Source organism: Glycomyces sp. NPDC047010, from assembly GCF_040644205.1.
In the GTDB taxonomy this organism is placed as follows: domain Bacteria; phylum Actinomycetota; class Actinomycetes; order Mycobacteriales; family Micromonosporaceae; genus Glycomyces.
The window spans coordinates 550,235-565,185 of sequence record NZ_JBEYVY010000002.1; the positions used below are offsets into that span (position 1 = coordinate 550,235).

Consider the following 14,951-nt stretch of genomic DNA (forward strand, 5'->3'; position numbering starts at 1 on the left):
GCATCACCTGCGGGGGCGCCGTTCCGTTCTGCCTCAGACGAACCAGGGCCCGTAGGACCCGCCGACGTCGACCGGCTCGGCCGGGACGTCCCCGTCCCGCAGCCGCTTGACCAGGCCCACGAGCCGCTCGGGTTCGAGCATCCCGTCGGTGGACCCGCACTCGTCGACCGGCAGCCACTTGAACACGAGGTCCTTCTCGTACCCGGTGTCCATGAGCATCCGCGGCGCGAACCGCTCGATCCGCCGGAAGAAGTACCAGTTCTTCTGGACCAGCAGGCGCCCGTTCGGGAAGCACACGTAGACGCCGTACCCGACGGGCCCGCCGAGGGCGGCCGGGTCGAGTTCGAGGGCGGTCTCCTCGTAGAGCTCGCGGGCGGCCGCGACGGGCAGGTCCTCGCCGTCCTCGACGCCGCCGCCGGGCGTGAACCAGCGCTCGACGCCCTCGCGGCAGCGGTTGCCGCCGATGTGGAGGACGGTGTCGTCCGGGGCGAGGAGGACCACGCGCGCGGAGACCCGGAACTCGGCCCCGGTCTCGGACTCGACGTCCCCCATCAGTCGGCCACCCCGTGGGACCCGGCCGGCTCCAGCTCCACGGGCGAGGCGGGCACGTCGCCGTCGATGAGTCGTTTCACCAGCATGAGCAGGGACTCGATGGGGTGGTCGAAGCCGTCGGTGGTGTCGAAGTCGGTCGCGGAGATCCAGTTGAACTCGAAGTCGGCCTCGTAGGCGTCGCCGCCGGACACGTGCGGCGCGAAGCGCTCGGTGCGGACCATGAACAGGTGGTTCTCCTGCGTGAACGGCCCGTTCGAGCGGTTCGCGCGGTACAGCTGGCGGGCGACCGGCCCCGTCACGTCGGCGGGCGGGACGTGCAGGCCCGTCTCCTCGAACAGCTCGCGCACGGCGGCGTCGAGGGGGGTCTCGCCGGGGTCGATGCCCCCGCCGGGCAGGAACCAGCGGGCGGGGCGGTCCGCTGCGGCCGACCGGCCGATGAACAGCACTGCGTCCTGTTCGTCGATCACGATGCACCGCGCGCCGTACCGGTCGATTCGGGTGGGTTCGTTCGTCGCGCTCACCGGTCAAGTATGGGGGCACGCTCGGTAGTCGTCCAGCCCCTATCGGTGTCCCATGTCCAGGCGCCCCACGGGATGCGAAGGGGCGCAGCCGGTCTCGGATCGTCCAGGAGCGCCGTGAGCAGGGTCGCGATCCCCGCGGGGAACACGAGCGCATCGATCCGCGTCACTTCGGGGACCGTGAGCCACACCGCCTCGGTGAACTCCTCCCGCTCGATCGCCTCCAGGCCGTCGCGCACCGGCTCGAAATGCGCCGTGCGCACGAAGAAGTACGCGTCCTCCGACTCGACCACCAGCTCCGGGCTGTCGGACCACGTGCCCGCGGTCTCGGCGACCACCGGCCCGAGCGGCCCGTCCAGCCGCAGGCCCGTCTCCTCGAACACCTCGCGGACCGCGCCCGCCTCCAGCGACTCGCCCGCGTCGAGGCCGCCCCCGGGCGTCACGTAGTACTCCACGCCCGGCCCCATGTAGTCGGTGCTGCGGAACAGCAGCACCCGGTCGTCCCCGTCGACCAGCAGGACCCGCGCGCACCGGCGCCGCACCAGCTCACCCATGCCCCGAGCATCCCACCGCCGCCCCCGCCCCGGCACGCGGGCGGGCCCGCGGCGTGACGCGCCGCGGGCCCCTGGTTCCCCTTGCAGGTCTCAAGCGGCCGCGGGGACGGCCTCCGTGCGCTCCTCGCCCTTGCGCTCGGCGATGATCCGCTTCGCGAGCCGCGCCGACGACTCCGCGACGCCCATGATCATGAGCGCGTTGATCGCGTGGAACCCGAAGATGATCTGCCCCGGCGTCGTCCCCGCGACGCTCACCAGCGCGATCAGCGACTGGAGCACGACCAGGCCGAGGACGCCCGCCGCGAGTCCCACGAGCTTCCCGCCCGCCCGCGACAGCGCCGCGAACAGGATGCCCAGCAGCGCCACCGCCGCGATGAGCCGCCCGTTCATGATGTGCAGGGAGAACGACTCGTCGGGCGAGCCGGTCCCCAGCGCCCCGTACCCGGCCAGGAAGAACTGGATCCCGATCAGCGCGTGGAGCACGCCGATCCACACCCGATAGAACCTAAGCATCGACATTCCTCGTTTCGATCTCGTCTTGGACGGCGTCGACCGCGGTCATCGCCCCGAACGCCAGCAGATGGACCACGCAGTGGTCGGTGAACACCCCGCCGCGCCACGACGCCACGTCGGCGTCCGCGACCGCGCCGGGCGCGAGCGCCGCGCCCACGGCCAGCCGCGCCCCCAGGGCCGCCTCCCGCGGCAGGCCCTCCCCGCCCGCGAGGTCCGGCACCCGGCCGGCCAGCTCCGTGCCGTGCACGCCCACCGTCCGCGCCACCGACTCCACGGCCGCGTCCGAGAGCAGCATCGACCCGTACGCGGCCATCGACCTGACGGCCCCGTACGCGCGACCCACCGGAGTCCCTGCGGCCCATGCCGGTTCGCGGACCGCGGTGCCCCGCGCCCACGACGGCCGCTCCTCCAGCAGCGGCAGCGACGCGCCCGCCTCCAGCTCCGCGGCCACCGCCTGGCGGACCATCCGCGACCCGACCGACCGGCCCAGCCGCGTCGTCAGCACCGGACTCGGCGCCTCGTTCACCGCCAGCACCTTCAACAGGCGCGTGAGCAGCTCGAACACGAGCGCCGTACCGATGAACCGCGGCGCGGCCTCCGCCGGGAACGGCCCCTCCGCCGTCGGCGCGGCCGCCCAGTCGGCGAGCGCCGCCCACTCCGGCGGCGCGACGCCGGCGCGCAGCCCTTCGGCGAGCTCCGGCTCCCCGGCCGCGTGCAGCATCGTGACGTGCGCATCGGTGCAGAACCGGCACCCGTTGCGCACCGCCACCACCGTGGCGACGACCTCCTTCGCCTTCCGCTCCTCGGGGCCGCCGACGAGCAGCGACTCGCGCAGCAGCGACCACACCGGCGCCAGCAGCTCCGGCGCCGGCGAGAACATCGTGAGCGCCGGGCCGAGGACGCCCAGCTCGGCTTTGACCTGCCGGTACACCTCGGCCACAACGCCTTCGGCGTGCCTCGGATCGACAGGGACGACATGCCTGACTGCGGGGGACACGGGGGACTCCCTCCTCGTTCGGGGTTCCGGCGGCCCAGCGGCCGCCGCACCACTCCAGACTCCCCGCCGCGCGGCCCCGCGTCGTCCGCCCCGAGGTGGCATCCGCGGCCTCGCCGAACGCAGCAGCACCGGCCCCCGCGTACACCCAGCGCCGTACCCCGGGCCTGCACCGCGGGCCGACGCCGCCGCCCGCCTGCGGCGATACCATCGGGGACATGCCGCACCCCTCCGAGACCCGGGCCCCCGAGAGCCGCCTGTCCAGCGGGCGCGCCCGCGTCCTGACGGGCCGGCGCCTCGACCTCGCCGTCACCGCCGTGATGCTCGCCGACACCCTCGCCGCGGGCCTCATCAAGGACGTGCGCGACGGCATGCCCCCGTGGGGCTGGCTCCCGCTCATGCTGGGCCCCTTGGTGTTCCCGCTGTGGCGGCGCCACCCGCGGCTCGTCCTGGTCCTCGCGGTCGGCTCGGTCCTCGCCTCCGGGCCCCTCGGCGTCGGCCCGCTCGCGGTGGTCCCGGCGCTGGTCGCCATCGCCGTCGCCATGTACACCGGGTACCGGGCGCTCTCGGTGTGGACGGTGCTCGCGCTGTCGGCGGTCACCGCGCTCGGGAACCTGCACAACGCGGGCTGGCAGCTCGACACGCAGGTCGTGGAGCGCACGCTCCTGGTCGTCGGCTGGCTGCACGTGGCCCTCATCTCGGGCCTGTCGCGGCGCCAGCGGGACGCGTACATGGCCGAGGCCGAGCACGTCCGCGAGGAGGCCGTCAAACGCAAGGCCGCCGACGAGCGGGTGCGGATCGCCCGTGAGCTCCACGACTCCCTCACCCACTCGATCTCCGTCATCCGCGTCCAGGCCGGGGTGGCGATCCACTTGGCGCGCAAGCGGAACGAGGAGCCCCCGACCGCGCTGGTCGCGGTGGAGGCCGCCGCGAAGGACGCGACGCGGGAGCTGCGCGAGACCCTGACGATGCTCCGCGACGACGACGGGCACCGCCTCGACCGGATCGAGGACCTCGCCGACCGCTACCGGGGCCTCGGGTTCCACGTCGACGTCGAGTGCGACATCGACTGCGCGGTCCCGGTGGACGCCGAGACCGACCACGCCGCGTACCGGATCGTCCAGGAGGCGCTGACGAACGCGGTCCGCCACTCCAACGGCGACCGGGTCCGGGTGCGGGTGCGCCGCGGGGACGGCGCGCTCGTCGTGGAGGTCGCCGACAACGGCGACGCCGCCGCCGTCGTCCCCGGCCGCGGGATCACCGGCATGCGCGAACGCGTCGACGACCTCGGCGGCACCCTTGATGTCGGACCCGGCGCGTACGGTTTCACCGTCCGGGCGTCGCTCCCCGATACCGCACTTCCTGCCGCCAGCACCGCGGTCGCGGGGGGCGCGCCCGAACTGGAGGAGTCGCGGTGATCCGGGTCCTGCTCGCCGACGACCAGCCGCTCATGCGCGGCGGGTTCCGGGCGCTCATCGACGCCGAGGACGACATGACCGTGGTCGCCGAGGCCGCCGACGGCCCCACTGCCGCGCGCCTCGCCGCCGAGGTCCTCCCGGACGTCGCGCTCCTGGACGTCGAGATGCCCGGCGGCGACGGCATCGGCGCCGTGCGCGCCATCGCCGCCGACGACCGGCTCGGCGACGTGCGCGTCGTCATGCTCACTAACTACTCCTTCGACGCGTACGTGTTCGACGCGCTCCGCGCCGGCGCCGCCGGGTACCTCGTGAAGGACACCGAACCGGAGGAGCTGCTGCGCTGCGTCCGGGCCGCCGCGGGAGGGGAGACGCTCCTGTCGCCGCAGATCGCCGCGAAGCTCGTCGCCGAGTACGTCGCCCACCCGCCCTCGCGCCTCGCCGGGCAGGTCGAGGGGTTGACGACCCGGGAGACGGAGATCGTGGCGCTGGTGGCGCGCGGGCTGACGAACGCGGAGATCGCGGAACGGCTGTTCATCAGCCCGGCGACAGCGAAGACCCACGTGCACCGGGCGATGATGAAGCTCGCGGTCCGCGACCGGGCGGGCCTGGTGGTGTTCGCGTACGAGTCGGGTCTGGTGCAGGCCAAAGGGAATGGTTAAGCGGTCCCGCCCTCCGCGGCCGGGGCCGGGTCGCCCTCGTCCCCCGTCTCGGCAGTCGCGTTGTACTCGTACCCGAACAGCAAGGCGGCGTTGGTGATCCACAACCACACCAGGAACACGATGACGCCGCCGAGCGCGCCGTACGTCTTGTCGTAGCTGCCGAAGTTCGCGGCGTACAGCCCGAACCCGGCGGACGCGGCGAGCCACAGGACCACGGCGAGGGCCGCGCCGGGCGCGCGGTGCCGCAGCCGGGTCCGCTTCGCGGGGGCGAGCCAGTACAGGAGCGCGACGATGACGACGACGAGCACGGTGATCGCGGGCCATTTCACCCAGCCCCACACGGTGACCGCGGCGTCCCCGGCGTGTAGTGCGCGCCCGGCGGCGCGGGCGGCGGACCCGCCGGTCGCGGCGACGACCGCGCACACCGCGGTCAAAGCGCCGACCACCGCGGTGAGGACCACCCTGACGACGAGCACGGTCCACCACTTGCGGGTCTCGGCGGCGTCGTCGACGGCGTTGAGGGCGCGGGAGAACGCGGCGACGTAGTTGGAGGCGGCCCACAGTGCGGCGGCGAGGCCGAGGAGCGCGAGGAGCCCGGCCGTGCGCGGGTCCATCTGGAGGCGCGCGACCGCGTCCTCGATGATCGACATGGAGTCGCCGGGCACGAGCGTCCCGGCGCCGTCGAGGAGCGACGCGGTCGCGTCGGCGTCGAGGAGCCCGACGAGGGAGGTGCCGACGAGGATCGCGGGGAACAGCGAGAGCACCGAGTAGTAGGTGAGGGCGGCCGCGGCGTCGCCGCGGCTCGCCGCGCCGTATCGCTTGGCGGCTTTGACGATCGACCGTCCACCCATCCCTCCACGGTGCCAGGCCCGGCGGGCCCGCGGGGCGGTTCGGGGCATCTAGGGCCCGTCCTGGTCCCGCTCGCCGGTCCCGGGCCCGGTGGTGAGCGCCCAGATCACGAAGACGTCCACGGCGATGACGAGCGTGGCCCACAGCGGGTACTGGGGGGCGAGGAAGAACTGGTTCATGGCCGAGACGACGGCGACGAGCAGTCCGGCGTACCCGCCGCGGCGCAGCCGGTCCAGGCGCCGGGACCGCACGCGGCCCAGCTGGACGAAGCCGATCGCGATGGCCGCCAGGCCGATCGCGAGGTTGACCCAGCCCCACCCGGTGTTGTCGGCGCGGTACCAGTAGCCGCCGCCTGTGAACACGTAGGCGTCGCCGGAGGCGACGGCGTACCCGATGAACACCTGCCAGGCGCCGACGAGCAGGAGCAGGACCCCGGCGAACCCGGAGCCGCCGCCTTTTCGGCGCGGCGCCCAGTCCTTGTCGGTCATGCGCGGTCCCCCCGGGAGCAGGCGGCGTTGTCGCCGCGTCCGCACAGCTTAGGCGACTGCGGACCGCGACCGGGGCATCCACACTCGACGCCGCGGGGGCGTATCCGGCATACCGCGCGGAACGCGTCCCGGGGGCGTCTCACGGGCCCCCTGCGGTGTCACCGGTCCCGGTGCGGCGCAGCCAGTTCGCGAGCAGGGCGCTCCCGTCGTCGGTGAGGATCGACTCGGGGTGGAACTGGACGCCCTCGACGTCCACGGTGCGGTGCCGCAGCCCCATGACCGTCCCGTCCTCGCTGGTCGCGGTGACGCGCAGCGGGTCGCGGACGCTGCCGGGCTCCACGGCGAGCGAGTGGTACCTGGTGGCGGTGAACGGGTTCGCGAGCCCGGCGAACACGCCGGTCCCGTCGTGGAGGATCGGGGAGGTCTCGCCGTGGCGCAGCTCGGCGGCGCGGGAGACCACCGCGCCCCAGTGCTCGGCGATCACCTGGTGCCCCAGGCACACTCCGAGGATCGGGACGTCCCCGGCGAACCGGTCGAGCAGGTCGTGGCCGAGGCGGGCCTCGTCGGGGCGGCCGGGCCCGGGGGAGAGCAGCACCCCGGCGGGGCGCAGCCGCACGGCTTCGTCCACATCGGTCCGGTCGGAGCGGCGCACGTCGACGCGGGCCCCGAGGGCCCGCAGGTAGGAGACGATGGTGTGGACGAACGAGTCGCGGAAGTCCACCACCAGCACGCTCCCCGTCACGGCCCGCTCCGGTCGGTCACCCGTCGTCCCCGTCGGTCTCCCCGGTCGGGGACTCGGCGGTGTGCCAGTCCTCCGGGTCGAACTGGGTGTCCTGGCAGTCGACGCCGGGCGTGCAGGTCGGGGAGGCGTCGCCGCCTTCCTCGGGCTGCTCGACGTTCACGCCGCCCGCGGGGTCGACGTTGCTCCACGGCATGTGGGGGCGGATCGCGGGGAACAGCACGAACCACAGGAGCGCGAACGTGCCGGCGCTGAGGGCGACCGAGCCGATGATCTTGCCGGGCAGGCCGAACGGGAGCTTGCTCCAGATCCACGAGTACACGTCAGGCCTCCGCGTCCACGGCCGCGTCGGGCAGGTCGCCCTCGGCGTCGCGATCGATGGTGTCGACGAGCTGGCTGTAGACCACGTACCGCTCGTAGTTGTCCCACAGGGGGTGGCAGGTGAAGAGGGTCAGCCAGTGGTCCTCGTCGCCGGGTTCGGAACCGGGCTCGCCGGGGACGGGCGCGGTGATGTCGACCTGGGTCTCGTCGACGACGACGTGCTCCTGGACCTCGTACACGTAGAAGTAGTCCTTGGTCTCGATGACGACCTTGTCGCCCGCTTCGAGGTCGCGGATCTTCTGGAAGATCGCGGGCACGTTGTGGCCCGCGAGGGTGAAGTTCCCCAGTTCGCCGGGCATGGCGCCGTCGAGGTAGCGGCCGGGGGCGTACTCGATGTCGGCGGGCTCGGTGCCCTCGACGAGGGTCCACGACTCGGGGCGGATGTCGGGGGCCCACATGCGCGCGAAGGCGTCGCCGAGCTCGGGGACGGGGGAGCCCTCGTCCCCTTCCTCCTCGGCCTGCCACATGGTGTCGAGGTCGGTGGAGAGGGTGTCCTGCTCGTTGTTGATCTCGCCGGAGACGCCGAAGACCTCGTAGGCGGCATACAGGAGGACGACCGCGCCGAGGCTGATGAGGGCCTCGCCGAGGCCGCGCACGGTGGAGCGGGCGCCGTCGCCGCGGTGGCGCTTGACGGTGCGCTTCTTGCGGGCGGCGGACTCGGCGCCGGGCGGGGCGGGGACGTCGTCGGCGGGGATGACGGGGAGGATCGCGGTGCCGTCGGGCTCGGGGACGAGCGGGGCCTTCGCGAGCTTCGGGGGGCGCAGCGCGGTCGTGGTGTCGTAGTCGGGCTCGGCCGGCTCGGCGGGGGGCATGCGCGGGCCGGGGCTGGGGCGCGCGCCGGGCGGCCGGTCGCCGGGGACCTGGGCCTTGCCCGAGGCGCCGGGGACGCTGGCGCGGCCGGGCGTCGAGGCGGGCGGACCCGCTTGGGGCGCAGGGGCACCCGCCCGCGGGGGGCTCGGCTGCCGGACCTGCGGGCCCGGCTGCGGCGCCTGCGGGGGCGAGGGCGGCGGCCCCGGTTGCTGGGGGCTCTGCTGCTGGGGCGCGCGCGGCGGGCTCACCGGCGGCTGCTGGGGCGCCGGTCCGGGGGCGGCCCCCTGGGGACCCTGCGGGCGAGGGGGCGGCTCGCTCGCGAAGGGGGACCAGTCCTGATCGCTCACCTGGAAATTCCCCTCAGTCGTGCCCGTGTGCTGCGGGCGCTGTCGTAACCATAACGCGCGAGGCAATCCTAGGGTTGTCCCACGAGGGCGTGTATCGCCCGAACGGGCAGCCCACCGGCGCCGCCGCGGCCCGGAGGCCCGGGCGCGCCGGACGGGGCGCGGCTGCGCCGCCGATGTCGTTCCCGCACTACTCCTTACACGCCTTCGGGGCCCGGAATCGGGCAGCTCACCCGCGGGGTGTGAGCTACGCGATGCCGCGCGGACGCCGCGTCACCGGCGGGCGGTACCCTGGACGCCGGACATGTCCCTCAGTTGGAGAGTCGTCGATGCCGAAGTCACGCGTGCGCAAGAAGAAGGTCTACTCAAGCTCCGCCGGGACGAGCACCAGCTCGGGCGAGAGCTACGAGCCGAGCCCCACCTGGGTCCCGATCACCGCCGTCGCCCTCATCGTGATCGGCATCGGCTGGCTGACCCTGTTCTACCTCTCCGGCATGGCCTACCCCGTCGCGGCCTGGGGCTACTGGAACCTCGCAGTCGGCTTCTCCTGCATGGTCGCGGCGCTCCTCGTCCTCTCGAAGTGGCGCTGACCGAGCAGGTCCCGGCGTCCCGCTCGTGAACCCGAGTCCTCCTCGCGAGGACTCGGCCCCCGGAGAGTGTCGGACCCCCGGCGTACTCTTGTGCCAGGGGTCCCTTAAGGGCGGATTTATCGGCTTATTTCGTGATTCGCCCGATCGCTCCGGATTCGTTACAGCAGTTCGAAGACCGTCGCGTTCGCCATGCCGCCGCCCTCGCACATGACCTGGAGGCCGCGCCGCAACCCATTGGCCTGCATGTGATGCAGCATCGTCGCGGCCAGCCGCGCGCCCGAGGCGCCCAGCGGGTGGCCGAGGGCGATCGCGCCGCCGTTCGGGTTCAGCCGCTCCTCGTCCGCGCCGGTCGCCGCCAGCCACGCCAGCGGGACCGCCGCGAACGCCTCGTTCACCTCGAACACGTCGATCTCGTCGAGGTCGAGTCCGGTGCGCCGCAAGATCTTCGCCGTCGCCGGGATCGGCCCGTCCAGCATCAGCACCGGGTCCGAACCCACCGCGCACGCCGCCGCGATCCGCGCCACCGGCCGCACCCCCAGCCGCCGCGCGTGCTCGTCGGTCGTCACCACCAGCGCCGCCGCCCCGTCGGAGATCTGCGACGACGTCCCCGCCGTCACCGACCCGTCCTCCAGGAACACCGGCCGCAGCGCCGCGAGCCGCTCCAGGCTCGTGTCCCGCCGGATGCCCTCGTCCGCGTCGACGCCCGCAATCGGCGCGATCTCCGCCGCGAACCGCCCCTGGTCCGCCGCCGCCGCGGCCTTCTCATGGCTCGCCAGCGCGAACGCGTCCATGGCCTTCCGGCCGATCCCGTACTTCGCGGCGACCCGCTCCGCGGCCACCCCCTGGTCGAACGGCACCGGCACCGACACGTCCAGCTCCGGCGCGTACCGCTCCCGCACCGCGGGACCGTACGGCAGCCCGCCGTCGCCGACGCTCGACCCCATCGGCACGCGCGTCATCGACTCCACGCCCCCCGCGACCACCACGTCCGCGTGCCCGGCGAGCACCGCCGCGGCCGCGAACGCGACCGCCTGCTGGCTCGACCCGCACTGCCGGTCCACCGTCGTCCCCGGGATCGCGTCGGGCCAGCCCGCCGCGAGCACCGCGTTCCGCGCCACGTTCCACGACTGCTCCCCGACCTGCGAGACGCACCCGAGCACCACGTCGTCCACCGCGTCCGGCCCCAGCCCCGACCGCGCCAGCGCCGCGTTCATCGCATGCGCCGCCAGGTCCACCGGGTGCACGCCCGCCAGGACGCCCTTGCGCCTCCCGAGCGGCGTGCGGGCGGCGGCGAGGACCACCGCCTCAGCCATTGCGGTACACCGGCGCGACCACCGCGCGTGCGATCGTGTTGAACGTCAGGTGGAACGCCCCCACCGCCATCGACGCCCCCGCGTCCACGTCCACCTGCGCCTTCAACGCGTGCACGGCGAACAGGTACCGGTGGTCGGGGTCGCCCGGTGGCGGCGCCGCCCCCGCGAACTCGGTGGTCCCCGAGTCGTTGCGCAGCTGCACCGACCCCGGCGGCGGCGAGGCGGCCGCACCCGTCGCGAGCTCCGTCACCGACGCGTCCAGGCCCAGCAGCATCCAGTGCCACCAGCCCGACCCCGTCGGCGCGTCCGGGTCGAAGCAGGTCACCGCGAACGCCGCGGTCCCGGCCGGGAACCCCGACCACGCCAGGTGCGGGGACACGTCCTGCCCGGCGACCTGCGCGGCCGCCAGGACCTCGCCGTCGGCCACGTCGTCGGAGACGACCGCGAACGACGGGACGGCGGGAAGGAAATCGTAAGGCCACGGGGCCCTCGTGCGGTCGAGCGACGTCATCGTCCTCCTCCTTCCGGGCCCCTCCGGGACGGAACGGTCCGCCCGCGGGGCCGCGGGATCTGCGCTTCACAGCGAACGGCTTCTCCTGCACCGTATCGCGCCCGCACCCCGGCCCGGACCCGACCGCGCGGCGCCGCCCCCGTGCCGCGCCCTGACCGGCCCTGCCCCGCGCTCCCTCCCCGTGCCGGGACGTGAAGTGCGCCGCGGCCCGCGCACATGCCGCTCGACGCCCACCCTTCGGGCCGCTTACGCTGGTGTCATGCCGAACATCGACGTCATCTCTTTCTCCCGGGGCGCCCCGTCGCTCGACATCGTCGACACCGAGGGCCTCAAGGCCGCGGCCGTGGCCGCCCTCGAAGCCGACCCGGCCGGGACCACCGGCTACGGCACGTCCGTGGGCTACCCCGCGCTGCGCGAGTGGATCGCCGCCAAGCACGGCGTCCAGCCCGAGAACGTGCTCGTCACCAACGGCTCGATGCAGGCCGACGCGTTCCTGTTCGACGCGCTCGTCAAACCCGACTCGCCGGTCGTCGTCGAACGGCCCACCTACGACCGGACCCTCCTGGGCCTGCGCGAGCGCCGCGGCCGCCTCCACCCCGTCCGCGTCCAGGCCGACGGCCTCGACGTCGACGAGCTCGAAGTGCTCCTCAAGGACGGCGTCCGCCCGTCCCTGGCGCACATCATCCCGAACTTCCAGAACCCCGCCGGCGTCACGCTCTCCGGCGACAAGCGCGTCCGCCTCCTCCAGCTCGCCGAGGACTACGACTTCACGATCTTCGAGGACGACCCGTACCTCGACATCCGCTTCCGCGGCGACCAGTTCCCGACCATGCTGGAGCAGGACGCCGGGCGCCGCGTCGTCTACGCGTCCTCGTTCTCCAAGACCGTCTGCCCCGGCCTGCGCACCGGCTACCTCGTCGGCCCCGCCGACCTCATCAAGCAGATCGCGGCCGCCGCCACCAACACGTACATCGCGCCGAACATGTTCGCGCAGTCCACGATCTACCAGTTCGCGGCCTCAGGCGCCCTCGACCGGTCCATCGAGACGGTCAAAGCCGCCCTGGAGGAGCGCGTCGACCAGCTCGCCGCGTCCCTGCGCGCGCACCTGCCGAACGCCGAGTTCGTCGTCCCCGACGGCGGCTACTTCCTGTGGGTGGACCTCGGCGAGGGCGTCGACTGCGCGAAGGTCGCCGCCGCGGCCGCCGACGAAGGCGTCCAGGTCGTCAAGGGCACCGACTTCGTCCTCGACGGCGGCGAGTCCTGCCTGCGCCTGGCCTACTCGGCCGTGAAGGCCGACCGCATCGACGAGGGCGTGCGGCGCCTCGCCAAGGCCGTGGAGACCTCCCGCGCCTGACCCGGTGCACCATCCGCCACGGCACGGTACGTGACGGCACGGCGACACTCCGTCCATTACGGATGGCGGTTATGCGACATGGCGTATAACCGCCACCGCACCGCTCTTCCCCGGAAGCCGACGGGGCGCCACAATCGGTTGCGTGGCCGCGGCCCAGCCGCGGCAGCAGCCGTTATCCCGCCCCCTGACGCCGGATCGGTGAGCTCGCCCACTCCCCCCCGGAGCGAGACACCGGTCCGGCGTTGCCCTTCCCGGCACCGCGCTCCCCTTGCCCCGGAACGATTCCGGGGACCCGTGCCCGCACGGATCCCCGATCACCCGGCCCCGAGCCGGATGCCTTGCCTTGCTCGCCGCGGCGGCGGCGTCCCCCCGGACCGCCGCGCCGCCCGGCGGCGCTACCGACTCACGCTGTCGACGAGCTCCTCCTGGAGCGCCCGGTCGTCCAGCTCCGTGTCGTCGAGCAGCTCGTCGGCGAGCAGCTGCTCCCCGATCGACTCCGTGCGCTGGCGGTACCACAGGTACGCGACGGCCCCGCCGATCGCCAGGCCCGCCCCGATGGCGCCCGCCACCCACGGCCACTTCGGCGCCGGGGGCTTGCGCAGCCCCACCTTCGCGAGGACGACGTTGACCTTCGGCGCCGCGGCGTCGCGGGTGCCCCGCGCGGCCGCGAAACCCGCGTCCTTGAACGAGGTCACACCGTGCTTGAAATGGTCCACTGCCTCCCGGGTGGGAGTCGCGGAACGTCGGCTGAAGCCCATCGTGAATGCCTCCTCTAGGTGCATGTACAACTCATCGTGCACCGGCCTGTGACACCCGTCGAGGGAAACGGGGGAGAAAGTTGGACGAACCTCGGCCGTCTGGCACCATAGACGCCATGACGAAGGCGACGCTGAAGACCAATGCCGGCGACATCCGGATCGAACTGCTCGACAACCACGCGCCCAAGACGGTGGCGAACTTCGTGGGCCTCGCGGAGGGCACCAAGGAGTACAAGGACCCGGAGACCGGCCAGCCCGGCTCGGGCCCGTACTACGACGGTGTGATCTTCCACCGCGTCATCGACGGCTTCATGATCCAGGGCGGCGACCCCACGGGCACCGGCCGCGGCGGCCCCGGCTACCAGTTCGCCGACGAGTTCCACCCGGACCTCCACTTCGGCCAGCCGTACCTCCTCGCCATGGCGAACGCCGGGCCCGGCACCAACGGCTCCCAGTTCTTCATCACGCTGGGCCCGACCCCGCACCTGAACTTCAAGCACACCATCTTCGGCCAGGTCACCGACCCGGAGTCGCAGTCGGTCGTCGACCGCATCGGCAAGACCGCGACCGGCCCGATGGACCGCCCGGTCAACGAGATCGTCATCGAGTCCGTCGTCATCGAGAAGTAGCACCTCCTCGATGAGCGAAGAGCAGTCGGCCCCGGTCTGCTATCGCCACCGGAACCGCCAGACGTACCTGCGCTGCGTGCGCTGCGACAAGCCGATCTGCGCCGACTGCCGGATCGACGCCCCCGTGGGCTTCCAATGCCCCGACTGCGTGGCCGAGGGCCGCCGGACGATGCGCAAGACGCGCTCCTCGTTCGGCGGCGGCTCGCGCGCGGGCGTCGCCGGGACCGCCACGAAGATCCTCATCGGCGCGAACGTCGCGGTGTTCGTCCTGGCTATCGTCGCGGGCGGCAGCTTCGCGGCGGTCACGTCCTCCGCGATGACGCCCCTGCACATGTTCGGCGCCGAGATCGGGTACGTGCCCGGCTACAGCACCGACGTGCCGGTGACGCTCTTCGGGAGCACGTTCACCGCGCCGGTCGTGGCCGCGGGCGGGTACTACCGCATGATCACGGGCATGTTCCTGCACTTCGGGGTCATCCACCTGCTGTTCAACATGGTGGTGTTGTGGATGCTCGGGCGGATCCTGGAACGCGACCTCGGGCCCGCGCGGTTCACCGCGGCCTACTTCCTGTCCGGCCTCGCCGGCTCGGTCGCGGTCTACCTGTTCTCCTACGACACGTTCACGGCCGGCGCCTCCGGCGCCGTCTACGGCCTGTTCGGGCTCCTCATCATGGTCAACCGCAAGCTCCGGCGCGACAACCAGGGCATCTACGTGCTCCTGGGCCTCAACCTGGTGCTGACCATCTTTATGGGCTTCAGCCTCGCGGGCCACGTCGGCGGCCTCGTCGGCGGCCTGATCTGCGGCGCGATCCTCACGTTCACGCCGCGCGAGCGGCGCCAGCTCCACTGGGTCGGCTTCGCGCTGTTCCTGATCGCGCTCGCCGCGGTCACGTTCTTCCAGACCGGCGCCCTCGACAACCGCTTCGACGTCGTCTAGCCCCGGGCCGCCGCAAGGCGGCCCCGGGGTCCGGCGAGTC

The 14,951-nt window shown here is 73.2% G+C and carries 19 protein-coding genes; 6 read left to right on the forward strand and 13 right to left on the reverse strand.

What is annotated here, in order from left to right; translation table 11 throughout:
• Positions 1-33: 33 nt before the first annotated feature.
• The 5 genes from AB0A65_RS06095 to AB0A65_RS06115 all read right to left on the reverse strand — a co-directional run bounded on the left by AB0A65_RS06095 (position 34) and on the right by AB0A65_RS06115 (position 3,134).
• The gene (locus tag AB0A65_RS06095) at positions 34-552 is read right to left on the reverse strand and encodes an NUDIX domain-containing protein (RefSeq protein ID WP_359946987.1); all 519 of its coding nucleotides are present in this window, start codon (positions 550-552) and stop codon (positions 34-36) included.
• Entirely contained in the window at positions 552-1,073 is a 522-nt protein-coding gene (locus AB0A65_RS06100; RefSeq protein WP_359946990.1) for an NUDIX domain-containing protein, read from the reverse strand. The genes AB0A65_RS06095 and AB0A65_RS06100 overlap by 1 nt, the downstream gene beginning before the upstream one ends.
• Complete coding sequence (locus AB0A65_RS06105; RefSeq protein WP_359946993.1) at positions 1,070-1,624, reverse strand: NUDIX domain-containing protein; 555 nt, start codon at positions 1,622-1,624, stop codon at positions 1,070-1,072. Before AB0A65_RS06105 ends, AB0A65_RS06100 begins: the two co-directional genes overlap by 4 nt.
• A 90-nt stretch (positions 1,625-1,714) precedes the next feature.
• On the reverse strand, positions 1,715-2,137 hold the full coding sequence (locus tag AB0A65_RS06110) for a DUF6220 domain-containing protein (protein ID WP_359946996.1): 423 nt from the start codon (positions 2,135-2,137) through the stop codon (positions 1,715-1,717).
• Positions 2,130-3,134 (reverse strand): carboxymuconolactone decarboxylase family protein, encoded by a 1,005-nt coding sequence (locus AB0A65_RS06115; RefSeq protein WP_359946999.1) that lies wholly within the window; start codon positions 3,132-3,134, stop codon positions 2,130-2,132. Before AB0A65_RS06115 ends, AB0A65_RS06110 begins: the two co-directional genes overlap by 8 nt.
• A gap of 215 nt (positions 3,135-3,349) precedes the next feature.
• Between AB0A65_RS06115 and AB0A65_RS06120 the strand changes: the two genes are divergently transcribed.
• Positions 3,350-4,549 carry a histidine kinase gene (locus tag AB0A65_RS06120; RefSeq protein WP_359947002.1) on the forward strand — a complete coding sequence of 400 codons (1,200 nt, stop codon included), beginning with the start codon at positions 3,350-3,352 and terminating at the stop codon, positions 4,547-4,549.
• Positions 4,546-5,208, forward strand: coding sequence for a response regulator transcription factor (locus AB0A65_RS06125; protein WP_359947005.1), 663 nt, complete (start codon positions 4,546-4,548; stop codon positions 5,206-5,208). The genes AB0A65_RS06120 and AB0A65_RS06125 overlap by 4 nt, the downstream gene beginning before the upstream one ends.
• On the opposite strand, the gene AB0A65_RS06130 is transcribed toward AB0A65_RS06125, so the two are convergent.
• The 5 genes from AB0A65_RS06130 to AB0A65_RS06150 all read right to left on the reverse strand — a co-directional run bounded on the left by AB0A65_RS06130 (position 5,205) and on the right by AB0A65_RS06150 (position 8,723).
• Entirely contained in the window at positions 5,205-6,059 is an 855-nt protein-coding gene (locus AB0A65_RS06130; protein ID WP_359947008.1) for a YihY/virulence factor BrkB family protein, read from the reverse strand. The genes AB0A65_RS06125 and AB0A65_RS06130 overlap by 4 nt on opposite strands.
• Positions 6,060-6,107: 48 nt before the next feature.
• On the reverse strand, positions 6,108-6,545 hold the full coding sequence (locus AB0A65_RS06135; RefSeq protein WP_359947011.1) for a hypothetical protein: 438 nt from the start codon (positions 6,543-6,545) through the stop codon (positions 6,108-6,110).
• 139 nt (positions 6,546-6,684) lie between these two features.
• Complete coding sequence (locus AB0A65_RS06140; RefSeq protein WP_359947014.1) at positions 6,685-7,287, reverse strand: aminodeoxychorismate/anthranilate synthase component II; 603 nt, start codon at positions 7,285-7,287, stop codon at positions 6,685-6,687.
• Positions 7,288-7,303: 16 nt separating this feature from the next.
• Positions 7,304-7,606: a hypothetical protein gene (locus AB0A65_RS06145; RefSeq protein WP_359947017.1), complete on the reverse strand. Its 303-nt coding sequence runs from the start codon at positions 7,604-7,606 to the stop codon at positions 7,304-7,306.
• A gap of 1 nt (position 7,607) precedes the next feature.
• Positions 7,608-8,723, reverse strand: a complete 1,116-nt coding sequence (locus AB0A65_RS06150; RefSeq protein ID WP_359947020.1) for a class E sortase — start codon at positions 8,721-8,723, stop codon at positions 7,608-7,610.
• 425 nt (positions 8,724-9,148) lie between these two features.
• Here AB0A65_RS06150 and AB0A65_RS06155 point away from each other — a divergent pair, with 425 nt between their 5' ends.
• Positions 9,149-9,409 carry a cell division protein CrgA gene (locus AB0A65_RS06155; protein ID WP_359947023.1) on the forward strand — a complete coding sequence of 87 codons (261 nt, stop codon included), beginning with the start codon at positions 9,149-9,151 and terminating at the stop codon, positions 9,407-9,409.
• A gap of 158 nt (positions 9,410-9,567) precedes the next feature.
• Here AB0A65_RS06155 and AB0A65_RS06160 read toward each other — a convergent pair whose 3' ends face one another.
• Together AB0A65_RS06160 and AB0A65_RS06165 are read right to left on the reverse strand one after the other, a co-directional pair.
• Positions 9,568-10,722 carry a thiolase family protein gene (locus AB0A65_RS06160; RefSeq protein WP_359947026.1) on the reverse strand — a complete coding sequence of 385 codons (1,155 nt, stop codon included), beginning with the start codon at positions 10,720-10,722 and terminating at the stop codon, positions 9,568-9,570.
• Entirely contained in the window at positions 10,715-11,233 is a 519-nt protein-coding gene (locus tag AB0A65_RS06165) for a YbhB/YbcL family Raf kinase inhibitor-like protein (protein WP_359947029.1), read from the reverse strand. Before AB0A65_RS06165 ends, AB0A65_RS06160 begins: the two co-directional genes overlap by 8 nt.
• Positions 11,234-11,429: 196 nt before the next feature.
• On the opposite strand from AB0A65_RS06165, the gene AB0A65_RS06170 reads away from it, so the two are divergent.
• Entirely contained in the window at positions 11,430-12,587 is a 1,158-nt protein-coding gene (locus tag AB0A65_RS06170) for a PLP-dependent aminotransferase family protein (RefSeq protein WP_359947218.1), read from the forward strand.
• 395 nt (positions 12,588-12,982) lie between these two features.
• Here AB0A65_RS06170 and AB0A65_RS06175 read toward each other — a convergent pair whose 3' ends face one another.
• Positions 12,983-13,282: a hypothetical protein gene (locus tag AB0A65_RS06175; RefSeq protein WP_359947031.1), complete on the reverse strand. Its 300-nt coding sequence runs from the start codon at positions 13,280-13,282 to the stop codon at positions 12,983-12,985.
• Between the two features lie 179 nt (positions 13,283-13,461).
• Here AB0A65_RS06175 and AB0A65_RS06180 point away from each other — a divergent pair, with 179 nt between their 5' ends.
• Complete coding sequence (locus AB0A65_RS06180) at positions 13,462-13,974, forward strand: peptidylprolyl isomerase (protein ID WP_359947033.1); 513 nt, start codon at positions 13,462-13,464, stop codon at positions 13,972-13,974.
• A 10-nt stretch (positions 13,975-13,984) separates the two neighbouring features.
• Entirely contained in the window at positions 13,985-14,911 is a 927-nt protein-coding gene (locus tag AB0A65_RS06185) for a rhomboid family intramembrane serine protease (RefSeq protein ID WP_359947036.1), read from the forward strand.
• The last annotated feature ends 40 nt before the right edge of the window (positions 14,912-14,951 follow it).